Source organism: Desulfovibrio piger (genome assembly GCF_951793255.1).
In the GTDB taxonomy this organism is placed as follows: domain Bacteria; phylum Desulfobacterota; class Desulfovibrionia; order Desulfovibrionales; family Desulfovibrionaceae; genus Desulfovibrio.
On the sequence record NZ_OX636706.1, the window covers coordinates 1,879,350 to 1,903,851 of the forward strand.

Genomic DNA, 24,502 nt, shown 5'->3' on the forward strand with positions numbered 1-24,502 from the left:
TGTCCTGCGGCATCTTTCGCTGCCGGTTACGAATTGCTTTCCGTGCCGGGAAGGCTGTCCTGCGGGCCGAAGTTCCGGGGCGTGACGGCATGTGCCGGGCCGGGCCTGCGCATCTGCCTGCGCAGCCGGGCACGCCGTCCGGCCATGGACATGGCGTCCTCTGCGCTGTCCTCCCCGCCCTGCGGGGCCAGGAAGGCGGCAAGGTCCCTGATATTGGGATGGGCGAAGATGTCCGTGATGGCCACCTGCCTGTGGAGGAGCTCGCTGATGCGCCGCTGGAAAAGGACCAGCTGCAGCGACGTGGCGCCGAGATCGAAGAAGTTGTCCAGCACGCTGACCGTCTCCTTGCCGAGCATGTCCCGGATGATGGCGGTGAGCTGTTCTTCGGTCTCGCCCTCGGGATGCACGAATGCCGGTCCCGCAGCGGGGCCGGCCCCCAGCGCGGCCAGCTGCCTGCGATCGACCTTGCCGTTGGCGGTGAGCGGTATGGCATCGATGACCGTCAGGGTCTGGGGCACCATGTAATCGGGCAGCCACTGCCGCAAAAGACCTTGCAGGTCTTCGGGCGAGAGCCCCCCGGCCGCGGCCTGGTGGGGAAGGGATTCCGCCAGGGCACGGGTGAAGTCCCAGCCCGGTTCGCGGGTCACCGCCCCCCCTGTCAGGCAGTGCAGGTAGCGGTGCCCGGCTCCCAGGGAGAAGCTGTCGCGCAGCCTGCCGAAATCCAGCGCGCCTATCTGGCACAGACCGGCCCGCTGTTCCATGGCGGTCTCTTCCAGCAGCTGGCTCATGAGTCCGGCTTCGATGAGGACGAACTCTTCGGACCTGTCCCCGTAGAGCGGACGGATGGCCTCCATGTCGGCCACGAGGAACAGGGCGAAGGCACTGTGGGAGAAGATGTCGGCATTGTGGCCGGGGAAGACGGTGGCCGCATCTTCAGGGGCATCGGCCATGCGGACGAGGGCGTTTTCCAGCGGATGATAATAATAGCAGCCGCCATCCAGCTCCCGGATCCTGCCGGGCCTGACCAGGACATAGACCTGTACGGCATAGGTCCAGCCCGCGGAGCCGTAGCGGTGCCTGACCACCGGCCACTGGGGGATGTCCAGGCCGCGCAGGCATCCCAGCAATCTTTCGAACGCTTCCCGTTCCATGGGGGCTTCGGTGAAGCGGCGCGACGAGATGCGGCGGGAGAACAGGGACAGGCTGGTGGCCTCGTCCTCCGTGGCGAGACCGATGCGGGGCAGGCTGTCGAGGTCCTTGCGGAGGTTGTGCCCCGCCTGTTTGTAGGCCAGGCGTTCCACGTCATCCACAAGGGTGATGCCGGCGTCCCTCATGCTCCGGTACCGGGCTTCACGGGCTTCCGGGCTTTCATCGGACGGTGCCGGCATGACTGCCTGCGGTGCGGGAGACACGAAGCCGGCGAGCCTGTCGCCCTTGTCGCTCCTGAGGGCGATGACGGCGGCATTGCCCACGCCGGGGAGGGCGTTCAGGGCCCGTTCCACCTCGCCCAGCTCGATGCGGAAACCGTTGATTTTTACCTGGCTGTCTTTGCGGCCGAGGAATTCCAGAGTGCCGTCAGGCCAGTAGCGGCCCAGGTCTCCCGTGCGGTACAGGGCCTGCCCGCTGCGGGGATGGCGGAAAAAGGCCGCGGCCGTTTTGGAGGGATCGTTGAGGTAGCCGCGGGCCAGGCCCGCCCCGGTGATGTACAGGTCACCGGCCACAAGATCCGGGCAGGGGCACAGGTCCTGGTCGAGGACAAGATATCCCTGGTTGGCCAGCGGACGGCCGTAGGGGATGCTGTGCCATTCTGCCGGGATACGGTCCACGATCTGGATGTTGGACCAGATGGCGGCTTCGGTGGCCCCTCCGAGGGCGGCAACGGTCATGTCCGGCCACAGTGCGTGCATGCGGTCCGGCATGGCAAGGGGGATCCAGTCGCCACTGAGCAGGGCCAGGCGCAGTCGTTCCGGCCTGTCTTCGGGGTGGTCGTCCAGATAGTCGAGCAGCAGCTGCATGAGCGAAGGGGTGCTGTTCCAGACGGTCACGCCCTGTTCCCGCATCAGGCGGCACCAGGCCGCGGGATCCCTCTCCTGTCCGGGAGCGGGGATGACGACGGCGCCGCCCGCTGCCGTGACGCCGAAAAGGTCGAACACGGAAAGGTCGAAGGACAGGCTGGCAAGGGCGATGACGCGGTCACGGGGCCCGAGGCCCAGACGCTGCCCCAGGTCCGCCAGGGTATTGTGGGCTGCGGCATGGCTGACCATCACCCCCTTGGGCAGGCCTGTGGAGCCGGAGGTATAGATGACATAGGCCAAGCCCTCCGGCGATACGTCCGTATCCGGAAGGGGCGCCGCGGCCGGGGCCGCTTGTTCCGGGAAGGCGCGGAGGACGGGGACGGCCTCGCTGCCGCAGGCTTCGGCCCTGGCTTCCAGGCCGGGCTGCACGAAGCAGAAGCGGACACCGGCATCCTTGAACATGTAGGCGATGCGCTTGTCCGGCAGGGAGGGGGACACGGGCAGATAGGCGCCCCCGGCCCGCAGGATGCCCATGACGGCCACGACCTGTTCCCAGCCCTTTTCCATCATGACGGCTACGATCTCGCCGGGACGCAGGCCCCGCGAACGCAGCCCGTTCCCCAGCAGGCGGGAGATGGATTCGGCCTCGGCCCGGGACAGGCTGACGCCTTCGCCGATGACGGCGGCAGGGGCTCCATCCCGGGAGGCGTGGTCCAGGAAGGGGGCGAACAGCGTACGCGGCGGGATGGCCGCTTCTGTGGCATTGGCCGCATGGCGGACGTCTGCCTGTGATGCGGGCAGACGGTGCAGGGGCACAGGCTGCTGCCAGAGAGCGGCATCCTCGCACAGGGCCGTGAGGAAGTCGCCGTAGACGGTGAACACGGCATCGAGCATCCCCGAGGGGAACAGGTCTTCCACCGCATCCCAGGTATAGACGAGCTGGCCCCGGTATTCGCAGACCTGATGGTCCAGCCATACCTGCGGCGTCTGGGAGACGGCATAGGCCAGCTTCGCTCCCAGGCCGTCGGCCGCGGCGAACGGATCGTCACCGCTGAGGGGCAGGGCGCTGGTGAAGACGACAGCGGAGCGGGAGGACGTCATGTCCTCGCCGTGATCCTTTGCCAGTTCCCGCAGAACGTCCACGGCGGAGAAACGGCTGTGTCCCATGTCCCGGATCAGCTGCCTGCCGAGAGCCGTTGCGTGCTCCAGGAAGGTGGCGCCTTTTTCCCTTTGGACTTCGAGCAGCAGCAGGCGGGTGAAGTCCCCCACCACGGCCCCCATTTCCTCATGCCGGTACCGGCGGTCGAAGGTCGTGAGCATGAGGCAGAAGTGCGGTTGCGCCGTCCAGCGGGAAAGGACGAGGCTGAAGGCCGCCAGCAGCAGGCCGGAGGGCGTGAGCCCCTGTGCGCGCCCCATTTCCTTGAGGCGGGCCCAGCGTGCGGCATCCAGCATCGCCGTGCGACGATGGAAGCGGGGGGTGCCGAGGCTTTGCGGCGTCTGTGCCAGAGGCAGCTCGGGACCTGCGGGCAGGAAGGGCAGGCGCTGCAGCCAGTACTCCCTGTCCGCCTGCCAGGCGGGCGTGTCCTTTTCCGCCTCGGCCGCCAGGACGCAATCCCTGAAGGAAAGGGCCAGAGGGCTTTTTTCCATTCCCGGGTCGGCATACCAGGCGGCGAGATCCTGCATCAGGATGCCGAAACTGTAGGCATCGGCCACCAGCAGATCCAGTTTGACGTGCAGGCGTACGGTAGCGGCATCCAGACGGCTTGCCGTGATCTCCAGCAGAGGGGCCTTGTCCGTGGGCAGTACCTTGTGGGAAAGCTGTTCCCGTTTCTGCCGGAGGACGTGTTCCTTCTCCTCTTCGGCCAGGGCGGAAAGGTCTTCGAGCGGGATGCGGCAGGCAGGGACCGCAGGCAGGACGCGCTGCCGTCCGTCAGGCGTGATGACGCAGCGCAGCATGTCATGCCGCCTGACGAGGGCATCCAGGGCTTTTTCCAGCCGGGGGACGTCCAGTCCCGTGAAGTCCGCTTCCACATAATTGCTGCAACTGACGCCACCCAGCGTCATGCTGCCGTCCCGTCCGATCCAGTAGGCGTGCTGCACGTCCGTCAGGGGGAAGGGCAGGTGCCTGTCTTCGGGACGGGCAACGATGTCCGTCATCTCCTGAGGGGCGGGAGCGGTCTGTCCCTGCAGGCACAGACGTTCCCGCAAGGCGGCCAGGGTGGCAGTTTCCATGAGCAGGGCCGGAGGCAGCGTCATGCCGAGGCGTCTGCTCAGGCGTTGCGCCAGCTCCATGAACAGCAGGGAATCGAAACCGGCCCTGACCAGGGGCGTCTCAGGGGAGAGGGAGACGTTTTCGGGCAGGCGCAGGACGGCGCGGGCCTCATGGGAAAGCAGCGCCAGGAGCTCCGCATCGTCAAGACGGTCCGCACGCGCCGTCTCCTGCATGACGCACGATACGTCGGGGATCTCCAGCGGGGCGGGAGAGCGGCGTGCGGGCAGGGCGGCAGGGGCGCCGGTCATGTCCGTGCCGCCGAACCAGAAGCGCTCGCGTGCAAAAGGATAGGTCGGCAACGGTATGCGCCGGGCAGCACTGCCCGCATGGACGGCAGCCCAGCGCACGTTTGTACCGCGTGTCCAGCAGCAGGCCAGCACCGCGGCCATATGCTGCGGCGTCGCAGCGGCATCGGGAGCGAAGGCGGGGAGCAGCAGCGGCGTGTCTGCGGTATTGCCGTCGGGAAGGTCGCCGGGACGCATGGCCAGGATGTCGGCGGATGGGGCAAGGCGCCGGGCCTGGGCGATGGCATGGGCTTCTTCCGGGGCTCCGGTCGTGGGGGCATATGCCTGCCAGAAGGCGGGATCGCGGGCTTCTGCGGCGGAGATGAGCCTGCTGCGGCCCAGATCGAACAGGGGGATGGAGACGGTCCCGGCTTCCGGGGCGCGGACCTTGAACTGCGGGATGGGGGCTCCATCACCTTCAAGGGCCCGGTACAGGGCAAGGCCGTCTTCCGGGTCGAGATGGCCTGCAAGGCAGGCCGCCACAGACACCGTCGCCGGTGTGCAGAGGATGGCCGCAGGTTCGCCGAGCATGCGGCGCCAGGCTTCGGCCGTGGCCATAAGAGCCAGGAACGCCCTTGCCTGTCCATCCGTCTCCGTCCCGGAGGGCAGCTGCTCCAGCAATGCGGTGCGGGCGGAGGCCAGCGGCGGGACATCCGGGAGGGAAGCGTCGGGGCAGCTGGCCATGCTGTCGAGGAAGAAGACCACCGGACGGTGCGGCGCGCTGTCCGGCACATGGCCCATGAAGGGCACGGGCATCCCCGAGGCGAGCTGTTCCAGCCCCCGGACGATATCCGGGCCCGCGAGGGCCGCACGGCAGGGCAGGGAGGCCCGGCCGGCGCCGCAGGTCAGGCAGGCATCGGCCATCTCCCGTTCCGGCGCCCGGGCAAGGTGTTCCCTGTAGTCTGCCGCCAGCTCCCGCAGCTGGCCTTCCGATGCGGCCGCCAGCGGCAAAACGGGGAGAGGTCCGGGGAGCGTGCCGGAAGGCGCGTCTGTCAGGGGAGCTTCTTCGAGGATGACATGGACATTGGTCCCGCCAAAGCCGAACGAGCTGACACCGGCCCGGCGGGGCCGTCCCGGGGTCCGGGGCCACGGGGTGGTGGCGACGGGGATGGCGGCCGGGATGCCGTCTGTCCTGATCTCGGGATTGAGGCGTTTCAGGTGCAGGTGCGGCGGGATGGCCGCGGCCTGCAGGGAAATGAGGACGCGGCAGACCCCGGCAAGACCGGCGGCAGCCTCAAGGTGGCCGACGTTCGTCTTGATGGAGGAGACCAGCAGGGGGCGATCGGCCTCCCTGCTGCCGCTGTAGACATCGCTGATGGCGCCGAATTCGATGGGGTCGCCCAGGGGCGTGCCGGTGCCGTGGGCTTCGATGCCGTCGATGTCCGCGGCCGTAAGCCCGGCGTTATGGAGGGCTTCGCGCAGCAGGCGGGCCTGGGCCCGGCGGCTGGGGGCCGTAAGGCCGTTGCTCCGGCCGTCTTGGTTGACTGCCGAACCGCGGACGATGCCCAGGATGGGATCCTGGTCGTTCAGGGCCCTCTCCAGCGTTTTAAGAACGAGCACCACGCAGCCTTCGGCGCGGACATAGCCGTCGGCGTCGGCGGAAAAGGTCTTGCAGCGGCCGTCCGGTGCCATGAGATGGGCGTCGGTGAAGATATCCTGTCCTTCGCTTCCGGCCAGGATATTGACGCCGCAGGCAAGAGCGGTCTCGCATTCGCCGTCCCGCAGGCTGCGGCAGGCCAGGTGCAGGGCCAGCAGCGAGGACGAGCAGGCGCTGTCTACGGCCATGCTCGGGCCTTCGAGCCCGTAGAAATAGGAAAGGCGGTTGGCCGCGATGCTGTGGGCGTTTCCCGTCCCCACATAGGCGTTGAGGCTCTGGCCGTACTGGAGACGGCGGTTCTCGTAATCGGAAGAGCTGATGCCCGTGAAGACGCCTGTGCGGCTGCGGCGCAAGCTGTCCGGCGCGATCCCGGCCCGCTCCAGGGCCTGCCAGGAGACTTCCAGCAGCAGGCGCTGCTGGGGATCGATCTCCACGGCTTCGCGGGGAGAGATACCGAACAGAGCGGCATCGAAAGCGCTGATGTCATCCAGAAAACCGCCCCAGACAGCCCTGTCCCCGTCTTCAGGAGCGGCCGTACCGTCCCGGTGGGCGGGGTCGCGCCGGGTGATGGCATCCTTGCCGCCGAAAAGCAGTGCCTCCAGTGCCTCGGGGCTGTCGGCGCCCGGCAGACGGCAGGCCATGCCGATGATGGCCACCGCTTGTTGTCCGGCGCAGTGCGCGGGCAACGGGGCTTCATCGGAAAGGTCCCCGGCCATGAACGACGCCAGCGAGGCGATGTCGGCATGGTCATAGAACAGGGTCGCGGGCAGAGGACGGCCGCAGGCCTGCTGCAATTCCCCGGTCAGGGCCACGGCCGTGGCCGATCCCATGCCCAGGGAGCTGAACGGCGTGTGCAGGCCCACACTGTCCGGGGAAAGCCCCAGGCGCGCGGAAAGGCCGTCACGCAACCAGTTTTGCCAGGCCTCGCGGGAGGCGGGGGCATCCTGCTCCTGCGGGGGACGAGTCCAGGCGGGGGCCCCGGCGCGGGGCTCTTCCCGCCATTCCGCCAGTACGGGCAGTTCGCCGTGAAGGTACAGATGGCGGCACAGGGACTGCTGGATCTTGCCGCTGGTGGTCTTGGGCACGCCATGCCGCTTGCAGAGGACGACGGCGCAGGGGGAGATGTCGAATTCTTCGGAAAGGCTGCGCCGGATGGCCGCCAGCGTCGCCTCGTGGGCTGTCGCGGGCAGGCGGGTTTCGAAGACCATGACCAGCCGTTCGCCGGCATCGCTGTCGATGCCGAAGGCGGCAGCGCCATTCTGCTCCAGGCCCGGCACGTTCTGCAGGACGCATTCCTCAAGGTCCTGCGGGAAAAAATTGCGGCCGTTGAGGATGATCATTTCCTTGCATCTCCCGGAGACGAAAAGATGCCCCCCGGACATGAAGCCCATGTCACCTGTCCGCAGGAAGGGCCCTTCGCCGGATCCGGCCAGCACGGCATGCAGGACGGTCTTCGTGGCTTCGGGCTGTTCCCAGTATCCCGGAGAAACGCACGTCCCCCTGATCCAGATCTCGCCCAGCTCCTTTTCTTCGACCTCCCGGCATGTCTGGGGATCGACGATGCGCACGTCATTGTTGCGCCCGGCCGTGCCGCAGGAAAGCAGCGGCATGGCATCGGCGTGCTGCTCCTGTAGGAAGCGTATGCGGCCTGCGGCATATTCCTGCTTGTCGAGAAAAACGGCAAAATCGCCGTCATTTTTCCAGCAGCCTGTGGTGAACAGCGTGTTCTCCGCAAGGCCGTAGCAAGGATAGAAACTGGCAGGATCGAGACCGGCGGAACTGAAACGCTCCAGGAAACGGCGGATGGTCTTCAGGCGGATGGGCTCGGAGCCGCAGTAGCAGACGGAAAGCGAACTGAGATCCAGCTCCCGGAGCCGATCCTCCGGGATGCGGTCGCAGCAAAGGTCGTAGGCAAAGTTGGGGCCGCCCGTCAGCTGGGCGCGATAGTGGGTGACGGCGCGCAGCCAGCAGAGAGGTTGGCGCAGGAAGGCCATGGGAGGCATGGTGACGCACAGGCAGCCCAGATGGAGCGGCGTCAGGATGCCGCCCACGAGGCCCATGTCGTGGAAGGGGGGCAGCCAGCTGACGGTGGGAATATTTTCCCGGAGCCGCATGTGCCCGGCGATGCTGTCCAGATTGGCCATGATGTTGCCGTGAGTGATGATGACTCCTTTGGGGCTGCTGGTGGAGCCGGAGGTATATTGCAGCCATCCGGGCGTATGCGCAGTCAAAGGAAGTTCCTGCCAGGACCGGGACAGGGCATCGTCGGTCTCATCAAGGCAGATGATCCGTATGCTGTCGGCAAAATGGACGCGTTCGGCCAGTTCTTCCACCGCCTTGCGCAGACGTGCGGAAGTGATGAAGACGCGTGAGCCGGAGTCTTCCACAATGCGGGCCAGACGATTGAATGTGCGGGCCATGCGGGCCAGACCCGGAGGTGTCATGGGAACGGCGATGGCCCGCGCGTACAGGCAGCCGAAAAAGGCCGCGATGAATTCCAGGCCCGGCGGCAGCATCAGCAGGACGGGACGGCCGTCGCCCTGACCTGTGGCCTGGATGGCCGCGGCAATGGCACGCGCCCGCATGTCGAGGCGGCTGTACGAGCAGAGCTCGGCATTTTCCGCTTTTCCGTCGGGAAGAAAACTGAGCGCCGGAGAGTCGGGGTGGCTCAGGGCTTTTTTACGGATGCCGTCGATGATGGAGACGAAGGCATCATCTCCGGTCTTGTATGTCGTACCGGGACACTGCGTCGCCATGTTCCCTCCTTTTCTGGGTGGGCCAGAGCAAAGGGCATCCCGTGGGCACGGCGGACAGACCGGCGCAAAGCTCCGGTCATGCAGACCGGTAGCGGATAAGCGCACGAAGGAGCGGGGCCGTTACACCGGGGGGTGTTTGTTCTGGCAAAGTGCCCTGGAGCGTTCAGCTGGAAGCTGGCCCCGGGCATACAGGACAGCAGGGAGCTCCGCAGAAAGGAGCAAAGGAGGATCTTCTGGATATGATGCCGGGGAGAATCATGGAGGGCAGGACGGTGAGGGACACGGGGAGGCGTTTGCCGCGGGGCAGGCTGGATGCGGCGGAGAGCGAGCGGGAGGCAGGGTAGTGCATGGCAATGGGGTCTGGCTGAGGGTGTGGGAGGTTTCTTGATAAGACATATTGAAAAAGAATTTCAAAGTCAATAAGGAAAGCGTAATTCTTCAAAAAGTTATATTTTCGTAAAAAAGTCATGCCTCCTCGTGTAAACGAAGGCACGGCATGCTGAAAGTCATCGGGGGGGGCTGCTGGTGGTAGGGCGGGAGCAGGCAGGGACAAAAAAAGCCTGTCCCCAAGGACAGGCTTTTTTACATGCAATGTGTGTGTCGCAGCTAATCCGCCGCGATCTCGTACTGGTCCAGTTTGTCCCAGATGGCGGTGATGACCAGGGCCATGACCGCGGCCAGACGGGCCTGGATCTTCTTCAGGATCTCGGGCGTGATGCGGCTGTCCTCGTCATAGCCCAGGCGGCGGCAGAAGAGCACGGGGCACTGGTGCTGCTTTTCCTGCGCCAGCAAGGGCATGTAGGCGGCAAAGGGGCCGTCCACGAAGGCATTGAGGCTGTCCTCGGAGACGGGCACGGCCTGGGTATGCAGGCTGGCGCCTTCGGCTTTGGCCGTGGCGGCCAGCAGTTCGCCGGTGCGGCGCAGATAGCCCACCAGCACGCTATTGGGCGCGTGCTGCATGAGCCCGGCCGTGACCGTGGCGTGGACGAAGGCCCGCCACTCGGCGCAGAAGTCGGGCAGGGCGCCGGGCTCCGTCAGGCAGGCTTCGGGGATCTCCGCACCGAAAGCCAGATTGACGATATGCTCGCGCTTGCTGTTGAGCTCAAAGAGGATGCGGGCGGCATCCATGCCCTGGGCGGCGGTCAGTTGTTTCTTGGCTGCCATGACGGCCTCACTTCTGGTGATAGCGGGAAAGATAGACCTCATAGCCGTGGGCGCGCAGCTTGCAGGCCGGGCACTGGCCGCAGCCGTAGCCCCAGGGATAGCGCTCGCCGCGCGTGCCCTCGTAGCAGGTATGGCTCTGCTCAAGGATGCAGTCCACCAGCGGCATGCCGCCCAGATCTTCGGCCAGGCGCCAGGTATCGGCCTTGTCCAGCCACATGAGCGGCGTATGCAGCACGAAATGGCTGTCCATGCCGGTATTGAGGGCCACCTGCATGGCCTTGATGCTGTCGTCGCGGCAGTCCGGGTAACCGGAGGAGTCGCTCTCGCACACGCCCAGCACCAGATGGCGGATGTTTTTGCCGTAGGCCCAGGCTGCGGCGTGCATGATGAACAGCAGGTTGCGGCCCGGCACGAAGGTGTTGGGGATGCCTTCGCCTTCCTGCTCGATGGGCATGTCCGAGGTCAGGGCCGTGTCGGCCAGCTGGCGGAACAGGCTGATGTCCAGCAGGGTGTCGGGCCCCAGACGGTCCTGCCATTCCGGCTTGAGGGCCGCGATGGCGCTGCGGACCTTGCCGCGGCATTCCAGTTCCACGGAGTGGCGCTGGCCGTAATCGAAGCCCAGCGTATGGACGCGGGCAAAGCGGGAAAGGGCCCAGGCAAGGCAGGTGGCCGAATCCTGGCCGCCGGAAAAGATGACCAGGGCCTGCTGGTCGGAAAGGGGAGGCTGATGGGACATGATCTTATTTTTCCTCCGGCCAGAAGGGGCAGACGCGGGCCGGGGCATAACCGGCCATGAAGGCATCCATGAGGGTGCCGAAATGGATGCGGTTGCGGGGCTTCATCTTCTGGGCGTCAGGGCAGTCGGCAGGGAAGAAGCGCAGGGAATTGCGGTTGCCGGTGTAATTCTTCAGGGCTTCGGGGCGGGAGAGCACCTCGGCCCACATGCCGCGCCGTTCCTTGATGGCTTCGGCCTGCAGGCCCAGCAGCCAGTCCTGGTACTCCTTGTCCAGCCCCTTGTGGGGATAGAAGAAGGCCGCGCCTTCACGCACCATGATGCCGTTGAGCGAGCGCCCGTCCTTGAGGCGCACATCCGCGACGATGCGGCCGTACTTGTCCTTGCCTTCCTTGTCCACGGCAAAGAACCGGACCTCCTGGCCGCGGGCCAGACGGGTGAGCAGTTCCCGCGCTTCGCGGGCGTAGAACTGGGGCTTGCCCTTGCGGGGCTTGAGCTCCGGCGTGTCGATGCCGGCCAGGCGCACGCGGCTGCGGTTGGTCAGCTGCATGGTGTCGCCGTCCAGACAGGAGGCCACCGAGGTCTTGCCCCGGACGGCGATCTGTTCCAGATGGGGCAGGGCGTCCGTCTGTGCGCGGCCCGTGCCGGGGAAGGCCCCGGCCACGAGCACGCAGCACAGGAAAAGGATCAGGCAGAGGCTACGCAGCATGACTAGTTTTCGTAGTAGGAACGCAGGGGCTGGCTGCGCACGGGATGACGCAGCTTGCGCAGGGCCTTGGCCTCGATCTGGCGGATGCGTTCACGGGTGACGTTGAAGAGCTTGCCCACTTCTTCCAGGGTGTGGTCGCTCTTTTCGGCGATGCCGAAACGCTTGCGCAGCACCTGTTCCTCGCGGGGCGTCAGATCGGCCAGCACGGCCGCCAGCTGTTCGGACAGCTTGGTGTTGATGACTTCCTCGGCGGGGGCCACGGCCTTCTTGTCCTCGATGAAATCGCCCAGGCTGGAATCTTCCTCGTCGCCGATGGGCGTTTCCAGCGAGATGGGTTCCTTGGCGATCTTGAGCACTTTCTTGACCTTTTCCACCGGGTATTCCATGCGCTCGGCGATCTCTTCGGGCGTGGGATCGCGGCCCAGCTCCTGCACCAGGTAACGCGAGGTGCGGATGAGCTTGTTGATGGTCTCGATCATGTGCACCGGGATACGGATGGTGCGGGCCTGGTCCGCGATGGCGCGGGTGATGGCCTGACGGATCCACCAGGTGGCGTAGGTGGAGAACTTGTAACCGCGCTGGTACTCGAACTTGTCCACGGCCTTCATGAGGCCGATGTTGCCTTCCTGGATGAGGTCCAGGAACTGGAGACCGCGGTTGGTGTACTTTTTGGCGATGGAGACCACCAGACGCAGGTTGGAGCGGATGAGCTCCTGCTTGGCGCGCATGGCGGCGGTGTTGCCGCGCTTGATGCGCCACAGCACTTCTTCCAGGTCGTTGACGTTGTGGCAGCACTTTTCCTGCAGGCGGCTCAGGATCTCGATCTTGCCGATGATCATTTCCTTGAAGGAGAAGAGCTCGTCCACGCTGAGCTTGAGGTCGCGGGCGGCATCATTGGGATTGATGGTGCGCTGCTCAAGGCCGGTGAACATCTCCTGGATCTCGGCCTGGGTACGCCCGGTGGACAGGATGTAGGCCGAAAGGTCGCGCTGGCAGTTGTGCATCTGGCGCACGTAGTCCTCGACCGTTTCGATGATGCGGTCGATGAGGGTCTTTTCCAGCTTGATGTCGCGCAGGCGGGTGACGATCTCTTCCTTGTAGCTGATGATCTCCTTCTGGATGGCGGTCACCTTGCGGTCAAGGGTGTTGCAGTCGTCCAGCTTCTTGTAGATCTTGCGCTTTTTCTTGAAGATCTGCTTGATCTCGTCCAGCAGCAGGATGACGCGGGAGCGCTGGTTGAGCTCGTCTTCGCTGGGATCGTCTTCTTCGATGGTCTTGACCACGTCCTTGAGCTTGATGCGGTTCTGGCGCAGGTCCTCGCCCACGTTGATGAGCTCTTCCACGGCCACGGGCACTTCCACCAGGGCGTAGAGCACGTCCTGTTCGCCCATCTCGATCTTTTTGGCGATGACCACTTCACCATCGCGATCCAGCAGGGGCACGGCGCCCATCTCGCGCAGGTACATGCGCACCGGGTCGGTGCTGCGCGAGGAATAGTCGGCGGATTCTTCGTCTTCGGCCAGCTCCAGGGAGCCGTCCATGGCGTCGTCGTCGGTTTCGGTGGGCGTGGCGGAGATTTTTTTGCCGTCCTTTTCGGAATCGACGATGGCGATCTCCAGCTGCTCAAAGATGCCGATGATCTCCTCGAACTGCTCGGGGGTGTTCATCTCCACGGGAAGGGCTTTGTTGACCTCGTCGAAGGTCAGGTAGCCCATGCCCTTGCCCTTGGTGATGAGGCTTTGAATTTGCTGGATATCTTTAAGATTGCTCATGTCCCTGCTCCAAGGTTTCCTGCAGTGCGCGAAGATATTCCAAATCAGCGGCAAAGTCGCCGGTGCCGGTGTTCTGCCGCAGGGCGGCCGTCACGGACTGGCGCTGGGTTGCCGCATAATAGGCATCAAGATCATGGCGCAGGGCTGCCAGCTCCCTGTCGCCGTCATCACGGGGGGCCGCTTCGGCGCCCCGGCAGAAGGACCAGAAATTCTTTTCGCGCTGGTCCAGATGGTAGGGGGCCTCGTCAGAGCCCCATTCTTCGATCTTGTCCCACAACTGACGGGCGATGTCCGACTGCAGGGCCAGGTCAGCGCCCAGGTCCCGCAGATCGTCCAGTCGGTCGGGGTAGCGGACCGCATACATCATGATCTGGCGGTCCCGCATGTTCTGTCGCGCCCGGCTGGGGCGCGTGGTCTGTCCGTCAGGGCCGGGACGTCTGCTGTCGGCCAGTCCCTGACGCAATTCCGCCTCGGAAAGCTGCAGGTGGGTGGCCAGCCGTGACACATAGGGGCTGACCAGCTCCGGCACTTCCACATGGCGCAAAAAATTCTTGGCCCATTCCACGGTCTCGCGCGGGGCCAGGGCGCGCAGTACGTCCAGACAAAAACGCAGCCCGTCCGGCGCCTGGGCCTGCAGGGCCTCGAAGGCCTCCACGCCCTGCGTGCGCAGCAGGCTGTCGATGTCCTCGCCTTCGGGCATCAGGACAACGGTGCAGGCCAGACCACGGGTGAGCAGCATCTCGCAGGAACGCAGGGCGGCCTTGCGGCCGGCGCGGTCCCCGTCGAACAACAGGGTGAGCTGCGAGGTGAAGCCGGAAAGACGCTTGATCTGGTCCGGGGTCAGGGCGGTGCCCAGCACGCCCACGGCATTGTCGTAGCCGAACTGGTGCAGGGTCAGCACGTCCATGTAGCCCTCGGTCAAAAGGGCCCGTCCCTTTACAGTAATGCCTTTTCTGGCCTGGGCAAGACCGTAAAGATGTTCTCCTTTCTTGTAGATGGGCGTATCGGAACTGTTGATGTACTTGGCTTCGTCCTCGTCCGCGATGATACGCCCGCCAAAGGCGATGACCTGGTTGGAAAGGTTCTTGATGGGAAAGATGAGACGGCCCCGAAAGCGGTCATAGACCGAGCCCCGGTCCGAGCGTCCCACCAGTCCGGCCTCGGCGGCCAGGCGCATGTCGTAGCCCGCGCGCTGCAGGGCCAGGTCCAGCGAATGCCAGTCACGCCGCGCCCAGCCCAGACCGAAACGCTCCACGATCTCCGGGCTCAGGCCGCGCCGCTGTATGTAGGCCCGGCACTCCTCGGCTTCCGGGCTTTTGAGGGCCGCGGCAAAATGGGCCGCCGCCAGCTCGTACATGCGCAGCATGGTCTGGCGGGAAGAACGCCGCTGCCGGTCCTCTTCCTGCCGTTTTTTGTCAACGGGCCCGCGATCCAGCGTGATGCCGGCCTCGGCGGCCAGCTGCTCCAGGGTCTCGCGGAAATCCAGGCCGTTGATGCGGCCGTAGAAATCGAAGATGTCCCCGGACGCCTGGCAGCCGAAACAGTAGAACAGGCCCTGTTCCTCGTTGACCGAGAAACTGGGCTTGGTCTCCTGATGGAAGGGGCAGGGCGCCACCCAGCGCGGCCCGTTACGCTTGAGATCCACGTAACGGCGCACGATATCCGTGATGTTGAGCCGCTCCTTGATGGCGCGGATGGCATCTCTGGACTGCATGAGGCCCCCGCCGGACTGCCCGGCTGTGCTAGCGCAGGTTGACGATGGTCATGCCATCGCCGCCGCGATCCTCCGGAGCGGTGGCAAAACGGGCCACGGCCGGGAAGGAGCGCAGAAAATCATGGATCTGGCGACGCAGGGCGCCGGTGCCGCGACCGTGCACGATCTCCACTTCACTGAAGCCGGAAAGCAGGGCCTTGTCCAGGAAGCGTTCCACTTCGGCCTGGGCCTGGTCGGCACGCATGCCGCGCAGGTCGAGGCGCAGGGCGGGCGCATCGTCGTTGGCGATGGCGGCCTTGACCGGGGAGACGCGCTGCGGCGCACGGGGGGCCGCAGCCTGGGCGGACTGGCCGCTCTGGCGCACGTCCTTCATGGCGGCCCACAGGCTCACGCCGTTGAGGTCCACGCGCACGCGCTTGCGGCGTTCGTCCATGTCGGTCACCACGCCGCGCTTGTTGAACACGGTATGGAAGACCTGCTGGCCGGGCGCGAAATGTTCGATCTGCGGCAGCACCGAGGTCTCTTCCTGCACCACGGGCGCGGCCAGATCGGCACGCAGGCGCGACATTTCTTTCAGGGCCTGCTTGTGGGTGGCGCGGCCCTCCTTCCAGGCGCGCATGAGCTCGCCGGCCTTGGCGCGCACTTCGTCATGCAGGCGCAGGCGTTCCTTCTCGGTCTTCTCGCGCATGATCTGGGTGTCGCGGCGGGCCTTTTCCTGCTCCTGACGCAGGCGGGCGATCTCCTGTTCGCGCTCGGCGGCCAGGGCATTGAGGCGGCCCAGCAGGGCGCTGGTGTCCTGCCCGTCCTGCAGGAGATAATGCTCCGCACGGCGCAGGATGCTTTCCGGCAGGCCATGCTCGCGGGCCACGTCCAGGGCCTGGCTGGCGCCCACCTGGTCGTAGGCCAGCTTGAAAAGGGGCTTCTTGCTCTGCGGGTCGAAGAGCACCGAAGCGGCCCGCGCGCCTTCGCGCGACAGGGCGTAGGTCTTGAGGGCCGGGAAGTGGGTGGCGGCCAGCACGAAGGTCTGCTTGTCCAGCAGGCCGTCCAGCACGCCCTGGGCCAGGGCCGCACCCTGGGCGGGGTCGGTACCGGCGCCGAATTCGTCCAGCAGCACGAGGCCGGTGCTGTCCAGATGCTTCCAGGCCTTGGCCAGATGCTGGATCTGGGCCGTGAAGGTGGAAACGTTGTCTTCCAGGCTCTGTTCGTCGCCGATGAAGGCATCCACGCGGCCGAACCAGGGCAGGTGCGAACCGGCGGCCGCGGGCACGGGCAGGCCGCTCAGGGTCATGGCCACGCACAGGCCCAGGGTCTTGAGGCAGACGGTCTTGCCGCCGGCGTTGCCGCCGGTGATGATGAGGGCCCGTTCGCCGGGACGCAGCACGATGTCCAGCGGGCGCACCTGCTGCAGGCCGCCGCTCTTGCCGCGTTCGTCCTTGCGCTGGCGCAGGCTGACCAGGGCCAGCAGGGGATGGCGGGTCTCCAGCAGGCAGACGCCTTCCTCCACGGGCGAGAGCGGCACGCAGCGGCCGTCGTATTCGGCGGCCAGGCGGCGCTTGGCCTGCAAAACGTCCAGCTGGGCCAGGAGTTCCAGGGCGGCACGCGCCCCGGGCAGTTCGGCCAGCAGCAGGCTGCGCAGATAGGCCAGCACCTTGTGCTCTTCCTCGCGCTCCTCGCGCTTCAGCTCCTGGAGGCGGTTGTTGATCTCCACCAGGAACATGGGCTCGAAATAGCAGGTCTCGCCGGTCTGGGACCAGTCATGGATGATGCCCTGCATGCGGCCCTTGAAGTTGGCCTTGAGGGGCAGCACATAGCGGTCCGAGGACAGGGTCATGAACTCGTCCTGCAGCCAGGCCAGCATATTGTACTGCATGGCGTAGTCCTTGACCCGGCGCATGCAGTTCTGGTGCAGGCGGCGCAGTTCGCTGCGCACCTGGAAGAGTTCGGGCGAGCTCTCGTCGCGGATCAGGCCGTCATCGGAGATGCAGCGCAGCAGGGCCGCCGTGAGCTGCACGGGCAGCGGCGTTTCCTGGGCCAGGGCCAGCAGGTGCGGCCACTGGTCCTCGGCTTCGGGCAGGGCGATGGAGGCATGGGCGGCCTTGGCCAGCCGCAGCATCTCGCGCAGGGCCCAGAAGGCATCGGTATCGGGCTGCAGGCCGGGCTTTTCGGCCACCCGCAGGAAGGCGCCCACATCGGGGAAGGACCCCAGGGCAAAGCCGCCCTCGCCCATGGGGCGGGCGGCCCAGACGGCGGATTCGTCATACAGGCGCGCCGCGTGGGTGACGGCGGCGGCGTCTTCCAGCGGACGCAGCTCAAGAGCACGCTCGCGGCCGGCCGGGGAAAGGCACAGGCTGGCGAGGTGCTCCGTGATCTGCGGGAATTCGAGCGCGTGGAGAGTGCGGCTGTGGATCATGGATGCTCTTAGGCGGTCAGGCGGGCCTTGACGGCGGCGGAAAGGGCCTTGCCGTCCACACGGCCCTTGTGGGTGGCCATGATGGCGGAGATGACCTTGCCCATCTCGCGGGGCGAGGTGGCGCCCACTTCGGCGATGGTGGCATCGATGAGGGCGGTCAGCTCTTCTTCGGTCAGGGGCTTGGGCAGGTAGCTCTGGATGACGGCCAGTTCGGCGGCTTCCTTGTCGGCCAGATCCTGACGGCCGGCGGAGGTGTACTGCTCGATGGAGTCCTGACGCTGCTTGCCTTCCTTGATGATGAGGTCGAGCATCTCGGCATCGTCCAGGGTGCCGCCGGGACGGCACAGGTCCACCAGGCGGTTCTTGACGGCGGTCTTGAGCAGGCGCAGGACGGTCAGACGCACGGCGTCCTTGGCCTTGTAGGCCTGGACGTAATCTTTTTCGATAGTTTCAAACAGGCTCATGGCGTTGGGATGGGTAGGGGGTGAAAAGAGGAACTGCGGAAGACCACGAGGGCCTTCCGCAGTTCAAAGGTGACGTGCAAGGCCTGAGAACTAGGCCATGTTCATCTTTCTGATTTTCTTCATCAGGCGCTTACGGGCAGCAGCCTTCTTCTTCTTGCGCATCACGCTGGGCTTTTCGTAGTGCTGGCGCTTTTTCATTTCGGACAGCACACCGGCCTTTTCCACCTGCTTCTTGAAGCGGCGCAGCGCGATATCGAAGTTGTAATCGTCTTCGTTCAGAAACACTCCGGGCACGAATATCACCCCCTCCTGCGAGAGCTCCGGCCAGGCCGGGCAATGACGCGGGCGTCATTCGACCTTGTTTGCAAGGTCAAGGACAGTCTTGTAGTCCTGATGCCCAAAAAAGGCAAGCATTTTTTTACAGGACACATAAAGGAGAGGGCAGCGGGCGCGGGCCCCTGCCGGAAGGTGCCGAAAGGACGGAAAGGCTACTCGGCGTCGGAGTCGTCTTCTTCGCAGGCGTCAAAGACGCTTTCCTGCATGTCCAGCAGCAGCTCCACATAGCGGCGCAGGTTGCTGCGGAAGAGTTCCGGCGTGGCCAGGCCTTCCACACAGAAGCGGATCTCGAAGCATTCGTCTTCGATCTCGCCGATGTAGGCCTTGGCGATCCGGTATTCGCGGGAGGCTTCGGAAGCGGCGCTGTAGAAGAGCTCCAGCTGATCCATGTCGTCCACTTCGAAGGCGCAGACCAGAGAGAAGAAGTCCTTGTCTTCCTCGTCGAGGATGAGGGAAAGGGAGATCTCGCCCGCGAGGAAGGAGATGTCGCCGTCTTCGTCGATCTCAGGCTGGAAGCCTTCTTCAGCCAGGGCATCGAAACAGAATTTCTTGTCCATTGGGGGGTGATCCTTTTCCCGGCGTGGCCGGGGTCGGGGCTTGGCGGTCCTGGGGACCATGAGGAGGCGGCGGAGAAAAGATAAAACAGGCGGGGCCTGTTTTATCTTTTCCGGAAAATGGGGGTCGGCTAGTCGAGGGCGTCCTTGAGCATCTTGCCGGGACGGAATTTCACCATCTTGCAGGCGGGGATGGTCAGGGTCTCGCCGGTACGGGGGTTGCGGCCCTGGCGTTCCTTGCGGGTCTCCACCACGAAGGTGCCGAAACCGGTCAGGGTCAGCTTGTCGTCCTTGGCCAGGGATTCTTCCACAGAAGCCAGGAAGGCATTGAGCGCGCGTTCAGCAGCGGCTTTGGTCAGATTGGCCTTGGCGGCAATCTTTTCAACCAGGTCAGCCTTGGTCATTGGGATATCCTCCTCATCTCGTCAGTGATACGCCATGTCCGCCGCGGGGCGGATCCCCTCTGGCGTGTTGTTTTTGTAAAACTACGTGTCAGGCAATCAGTTTTTCAAGGGGTTGTCAAGCAAGGAAGCCCCGAAACGGCTGATATGCTGAAAGTCCGCCACAGTGAGCTGTTCCGGCCGCAGGGTGGGCGTGATGCCGGCCTGCTCGATGGCCGCGGACAGCCACGGGGCCAGCGGGCAGCGGCGGGCGATGCTGCCCAGCTGTTTGCGGCGCTGCTGGAAACAGACCTTGATGACCAGGGCCAGCAGATCCGGGCGCTCCGGGCGCTGGTCCGGGGGCAGGGGCTCGAAGGAGAGCACGGCGGAATCCACCTTGGGCGGCGGGCTGAAGGCGCCGGGGCCCACGATGAACTCCATGCGCGGCCGGGCAAAACTCTGCACCCAGACCGACAGGGCCCCGTAATGGCCGTTGCCCGGCCCGGCGGCCAGGCGCTGGCCCACTTCCTTCTGGACCATGAAGGCCGCCCGCACCAGGCCCGTGGCGCGGGAGAACAGGTCCCACATCATGGGCGAGGCCACGTTGTAGGGCAGGTTGCCGATGATCTTCCACGGATTGTCGGGCGTGATGCGGCTCCAGTCGAAGCGCAGGGCGTCCGTCAGCACGGCCTGGGTACGCGCCGCGCCCAGGCGCTGGCGCTCGGCGGCCCAGTGGCTGTCCTTTTCCAGCAGCACCAGCCGGGCATGGGGCTGGGCCTCGATGGCGCGGGTCAGGGCGCCGGGGCCGGGGCCGATCTCGATGACGTTGTCCGTGTCCTTGGGCAGCAGCAGGGAGGCGATGCGGTTGCAGATGCTCTCATGCCGCAAGAAGTGCTGGCCCAGACTTTTTTTGGCCTTGGGTTGGGTGCTTTCGTTCATCAGGGCAGGTCGAAGCGGTCAAAGGTGAGTACGAGCCCGGCCCGGCCCTGGGTGGCCGAGCGCAGGGAGGTCGAAAAACCGAAAAGTTTGCGCAGGGGCGCCAGTCCGCGCACATGCTTGAGCCCGGAGCGGTCCTCCAGGTCTTCCACACGTCCGCCGGCCGTGCCGAACAGGCTGATGGCCGCGCCCAGGAATTCGTCGGGCACGCTGATCTCCACTTTCATGAGCGGTTCCAGCGCCACGGGCGATGCCGCGGCCAGGGCCTCGCGCAGGGCCATGCCCGCGGCCATGTGGCAGCCGGGCACGGTGGTCTGGCCCTCGCGCCGTTCCACGGCGGTCAGGGTCACTTCCATGTCCTCCACGGGATAGCCGGTCAGGGCACCGCTCTGCAAGGCATCGCGCACGCCTTCCAGGGCGGCGTCCAGCAGGGGCTTGGGCAGCAGCTTGCGCGCTTCGGCCTCGTCGGCGGGCAAAAAGTCGCCCACCAATACGCGGTTGCCCGTGCCGCGCGGCAGGGGACGCACATGCAGCTCCACATGGCCGAAGTGGTGCTCCTTGCCCAGCTCGCGGTCGAATTCGCCCTGGCCGTCGGCCTCCTTGCGCACGGTCTCGCGCAGGATGACCTGCGGATGTCCGGCCCGGGGCGAGATGCCGTATTCGCGGGACATGCGTTCCAGCAGCACATCCAGATGCAGTTCGCCCATGCCGGAGACCATGCGGCAGGCCGTTTCCTCGTCCATGCGCACTTCCAGCGTGGGGTCTTCGGCGGCGTAGCGTTCCAGGGCCTCGTCCAGCACCTTGCCTTCGTCGGCATTGCGCGGCTCCAGGGCCAGGGTGATGACCGGAGCGTAGGAGTCGATGGCTTCCAGGGCCAGCAGGCGGCTCTTGTGGCAATAGGTCTCGCCGGTGTGCGCGCCGCGCAGGCCCACGAGGGTCACGATCTCGCCGGTGGAGGCGCTTTCCAGCTGCTCGCGGCGGTCGGCATGCATGCGGTAGATGCGGCTGATGCGGTCCTCGGTCTTGCCGGCGGTATTGGTCAGGGCGTCGCCCTCGTGCAGGCTGCCTGCGTAGATGCGGGCAAAAGCCAGCTTGCGGCCGTTCTCCATGAGCACCTTGAAGATCAGCACCACGGCGGGCGCGGCGGCATCGGGAGGCACGGGCACCTCGTTGCCCTCGCTGTCGCGGCCTACGGGCGCGGGCACGTCCAGCGGCGAAGGCAGCAGGTCGCAGACGGCATCCAGCACGGGCTGTACGCCGCTGTTGCGCAGGGCGGAGCCGCAGAACACCGGGGTCACGGCCCGGCTCAGGGTGGCCCGGCGCAGGGCGGCGCGCACATCGTCCAGGCTGTATTCCCCGCCCAGATACAGGTCGAGGAAGGGCGCGTCGGCCTCGGCCAGATGCTCCAGCAGGCTTTCCCGCCAGGGCTCGGCCACGGCGGTTTCCGCATCGCTCCAGGGGCGGCGGGTCACGGTGCGGCCCTGGTCGGCCTGGTCGAAGTCCAGATGCTCGCGGGCCAGCAGGTCCAGCACGCCGTCGAAGGCCTCGCCCTCTCCGTTGGGGATGGTCAGGGGCAGGGGATTGGCGCCCAGACGTTTTTTCATGCCTTCCAGCACATTGGCGAAATCAGCGCCCATCCGGTCCATCTTGTTGATGAAGGCGATCTTGGGCACGCCAAAGCTCTCCGACTGCCGCCAGACCGTCTCGGACTGCGGCTCCACACCGGCCACGCCGCAGAACACGCCCACCGCACCGTCCAGCACGCGCAGGGAGCGCTCCACCTCGATGGTGAAGTCCACATGGCCGGGCGTGTCGATGAGGTTGATGGTGTGCTCGTTCCACTGGCAGGTGGTGCAGGCCGACATGATGGTGATGCCGCGCTCCTGCTCCTCGGGCATGTAGTCCATGGTGGCGGTGCCGTCATGGACTTCCCCCAGGCGGTGGATCTTGCGGCTGTAGTAGAGCATGCGCTCCGAGAGCGTGGTCTTGCCCGCGTCGATGTGGGCGATGATGCCGATATTGCGGATGTTTTTCATGGCAGTCTCGTCAACGTATGGGCCGGGAAGTCCCGGCAGGATGGCGAAAGTATGCGCTTTCCCGCCGTTGCGCGCAAGCGGCGGGGCTGGTGGCGGCGATGGCGCCGCGGTCATCGTCTGTCCTGCCCGGGTGGTTTACAGCAGGCTGAAGGCCCGGCGACGGCAGCGGAAAAAGTCCGGCGTCAGGCCCGGGTGCAGCCAGAAGGCTTCGCAGCCGGGCGTGAGCAGCAGCTCCACCGGCCCCCCTTCGTCCTCCATGGCCAGGCGGGCGGCCTCGTCTTCCTCCAGCACGGCGGCGGGCAGGCAGGGACCGGGCAAAGGTCCGCCGTCCAGTACGGTTTGGGCGGCCTCGCCATGCAGGGCCTGTGCCGTACAGTCCGGGCCGTGGGCAAAGGCCAGCAGCTCTGCGTCCACGGCAGTGCCCTGCGGCAGCAGGAACAGGGGCAGGGCGTCTTCGCGCCAGATGCGTCCCGGCAGGTCGCCGCGTTCCGGCAGGGCGTCCCCGTCCAGACCGTGCAGCAGGACCACGCGGCACTGGGGCAGTTCGCGCGTCAGGCGCGTGAAATCAGCAGCCGGAAGGGCAAAGGCATCTTCCACACCGGCCAGCTCCAGGGTCACCAGCACTTCGGGCGTGGGCTCACCGCCAAGACAGAAAGCCCCTGTCAGCGGGACACCGGCCAGGATGGCGGGCATGAGGGCCGCCGCCAGACGGGCGGGCGAACGCAGCGAGGCCGGGAAGGCCACCAGGGCAAAGGGCGCCGGGCCGTCCGTAGCCGTCCGGCGGAATCCCCGGCGGGGGAAACGCTCGTCCCGGCAGGTCCGGCTGTCCATCTCTCCGGCGTGGGCCTGATGCAGGGCCAGCGCGGTCTTGATGGCGGCACGCAGATGTGCGGGCGTGTCCTCGTAAGCTGCGGCGCGCGGTTCGTCAGGTACCCGGAAGGCTTCCAGCCACTGGGGCCAGGCCGGGCCGCTGTCCTCTTCCGCGAAGATGTCCTCACAACCGGTGGGCATGCAGATGCTGTCCATGAGGGCTCCTACAGGCTGTCACAGGCCAGGGCGTACAGGCGGGCCTCCATGAGGCGGCGGGCCGCCAGCCGTTCCGGCCAGAAGGCCGCGGCACGGCGCAGGGCGGTATCCGAAGCCCGGTCGGCAGGCGCAAGGCCATGCCAGGAGAGCACGGCGGCGTCCTCGGCGGCCAGGGCCAGCAGCTCGTCCGTCAGGGGCCAGCCGCTGGTCAGGGGCGCGGCGGCGCACTGTTCCGGACCGTGGCCCATGTATACGGCATGGGCGCTCTCCAGCACCAGTTCGGGGTCGCGGCTCAAAAAGATCTTGGCGCCCGCGCGTAGGGCCATGTCCAGCAGGGAGTGATCGGGCTCGCCCCATTCGGGCAGGGCCATGAACAGTTCGAAGGGCGCGTAGATGGCGGCCGTGATCAGATCGCAGGCCAGGCCGCACTGGGCACCGCCCAGCCAGGAGATGCGCAGGCTCTCCCAGTCCCCGTGCCGGGCGGCCAGCAGGGCAAGGTCGGCCAGGGCCTGGCCCGGCGCGCCCTTGTCGTTGCCCGCATTGACCACCGCTCCCGGCAGACCGGCGGCCAGACAGTCCAGAGCGCCGCCCTTGAGGCCGGCGGTCAGGCAGAGCCCGGCATGGGCGTAAAGCGGGGCCTGAAGGTCACAGGAAGCCATGTCCTGGGCCCAGAGCGCGGGCGGCAGCATGTCCACGTCCATGCCCAGCTGACGGGCCGCGGCCGTGGCGGCCAGCACGTCCTGCGTGTCGGCGCCGTCAGCGGCCAGCAGCAGGGCCGTCTTGCCGGTCAGGGGGGCGGGCTGGCCCTCCATCTGCATCAGTTGCCAGAAGGTGGACTGTCCCAGGTCACGGATACGCAAGATCTGCCGGGCCATGATAACTCCTTGTGCTGTACTTGAAGGCGGCGAAAGGGTGGGACGAGGGGGAAGAGGGAAACCTTTTCCAAAAGGTTTCCCTCTTCCCCCTCGAGCTCCCCCATCACCCTTGCCAAAACTTTTTATTCAGGTCCATGCGACTGTGTCGCAGCGCCCCGGGCAGTCATCCCGCTCCGGTCCCCCGGTGCTGTGGTAGGTGCACGGTGGAAGGGCGTGCGGCCCTGCCGTGTCGTCATGTCCGTGTCGGCTATGCATCGTGTTCCGGCCAAACAGCGCAAAGCTCTTTCCGGAAGGCTGCGGGCAACAGACTCGGAGCGGGCACGGGGCGGCGGAAGCGGGACAAGGGCTCGGGCCAGCCTTTCCGGCTTCCGGGGCATGACGGGCAGCCGCCCGGCACAGCGAACAGTCTGGACAAATCCTGCGCTATGGTCTGCCACAAATCAAGGAAATTTCTTTTTTTCTGGGCAGG

General features: G+C 66.0%; 15 protein-coding genes. All 15 read right to left on the reverse strand.

Annotation, left to right across the window (positions count from 1 at the left end):
• Window positions 1–26: 26 nt before the first annotated feature.
• Window positions 27–8,924, reverse strand: coding sequence for a non-ribosomal peptide synthetase (locus tag Q4I12_RS08420; protein ID WP_302261313.1), 8,898 nt, complete (start codon window positions 8,922–8,924; stop codon window positions 27–29).
• A 606-nt stretch (window positions 8,925–9,530) separates the two neighbouring features.
• On the reverse strand, window positions 9,531–10,088 hold the full coding sequence (locus Q4I12_RS08425) for a serine/threonine protein kinase (RefSeq protein WP_302261314.1): 558 nt from the start codon (window positions 10,086–10,088) through the stop codon (window positions 9,531–9,533).
• Between the two features lie 7 nt (window positions 10,089–10,095).
• On the reverse strand, window positions 10,096–10,824 hold the full coding sequence (gene queC, locus Q4I12_RS08430; protein ID WP_204625588.1) for a 7-cyano-7-deazaguanine synthase QueC: 729 nt from the start codon (window positions 10,822–10,824) through the stop codon (window positions 10,096–10,098).
• Between the two features lie 4 nt (window positions 10,825–10,828).
• On the reverse strand, window positions 10,829–11,530 hold the full coding sequence (locus tag Q4I12_RS08435) for a thermonuclease family protein (protein WP_204625589.1): 702 nt from the start codon (window positions 11,528–11,530) through the stop codon (window positions 10,829–10,831).
• 2 nt (window positions 11,531–11,532) lie between these two features.
• The gene (gene rpoD / locus Q4I12_RS08440; protein WP_302261315.1) at window positions 11,533–13,302 is read right to left on the reverse strand and encodes an RNA polymerase sigma factor RpoD; all 1,770 of its coding nucleotides are present in this window, start codon (window positions 13,300–13,302) and stop codon (window positions 11,533–11,535) included.
• Entirely contained in the window at window positions 13,289–15,016 is a 1,728-nt protein-coding gene (gene dnaG, locus Q4I12_RS08445) for a DNA primase (protein WP_204625591.1), read from the reverse strand. The genes rpoD and dnaG overlap by 14 nt, the downstream gene beginning before the upstream one ends.
• A gap of 28 nt (window positions 15,017–15,044) precedes the next feature.
• Window positions 15,045–17,426, reverse strand: coding sequence for an endonuclease MutS2 (locus Q4I12_RS08450; protein WP_302261316.1), 2,382 nt, complete (start codon window positions 17,424–17,426; stop codon window positions 15,045–15,047).
• Between the two features lie 8 nt (window positions 17,427–17,434).
• Window positions 17,435–17,890: a GatB/YqeY domain-containing protein gene (locus Q4I12_RS08455; protein ID WP_168934615.1), complete on the reverse strand. Its 456-nt coding sequence runs from the start codon at window positions 17,888–17,890 to the stop codon at window positions 17,435–17,437.
• Window positions 17,891–17,980: 90 nt separating this feature from the next.
• Window positions 17,981–18,184, reverse strand: coding sequence for a 30S ribosomal protein S21 (rpsU, locus tag Q4I12_RS08460; protein ID WP_040368982.1), 204 nt, complete (start codon window positions 18,182–18,184; stop codon window positions 17,981–17,983).
• Between the two features lie 194 nt (window positions 18,185–18,378).
• Complete coding sequence (locus Q4I12_RS08465; RefSeq protein ID WP_204625595.1) at window positions 18,379–18,783, reverse strand: YbjN domain-containing protein; 405 nt, start codon at window positions 18,781–18,783, stop codon at window positions 18,379–18,381.
• Window positions 18,784–18,911: 128 nt separating this feature from the next.
• Complete coding sequence (locus Q4I12_RS08470) at window positions 18,912–19,184, reverse strand: HU family DNA-binding protein (RefSeq protein ID WP_168934613.1); 273 nt, start codon at window positions 19,182–19,184, stop codon at window positions 18,912–18,914.
• Between the two features lie 96 nt (window positions 19,185–19,280).
• Window positions 19,281–20,099, reverse strand: a complete 819-nt coding sequence (rsmA, locus tag Q4I12_RS08475; RefSeq protein WP_204625596.1) for a 16S rRNA (adenine(1518)-N(6)/adenine(1519)-N(6))-dimethyltransferase RsmA — start codon at window positions 20,097–20,099, stop codon at window positions 19,281–19,283.
• Window positions 20,099–22,132 (reverse strand): elongation factor G, encoded by a 2,034-nt coding sequence (gene fusA / locus Q4I12_RS08480; protein ID WP_302261317.1) that lies wholly within the window; start codon window positions 22,130–22,132, stop codon window positions 20,099–20,101. Before fusA ends, rsmA begins: the two co-directional genes overlap by 1 nt.
• Window positions 22,133–22,267: 135 nt before the next feature.
• Window positions 22,268–23,158, reverse strand: coding sequence for a hypothetical protein (locus Q4I12_RS08485; protein ID WP_302261318.1), 891 nt, complete (start codon window positions 23,156–23,158; stop codon window positions 22,268–22,270).
• A gap of 8 nt (window positions 23,159–23,166) precedes the next feature.
• Window positions 23,167–24,033 carry a Rossmann-fold NAD(P)-binding domain-containing protein gene (locus Q4I12_RS08490; protein ID WP_302261319.1) on the reverse strand — a complete coding sequence of 289 codons (867 nt, stop codon included), beginning with the start codon at window positions 24,031–24,033 and terminating at the stop codon, window positions 23,167–23,169.
• Between the last annotated feature and the right edge of the window lie 469 nt (window positions 24,034–24,502).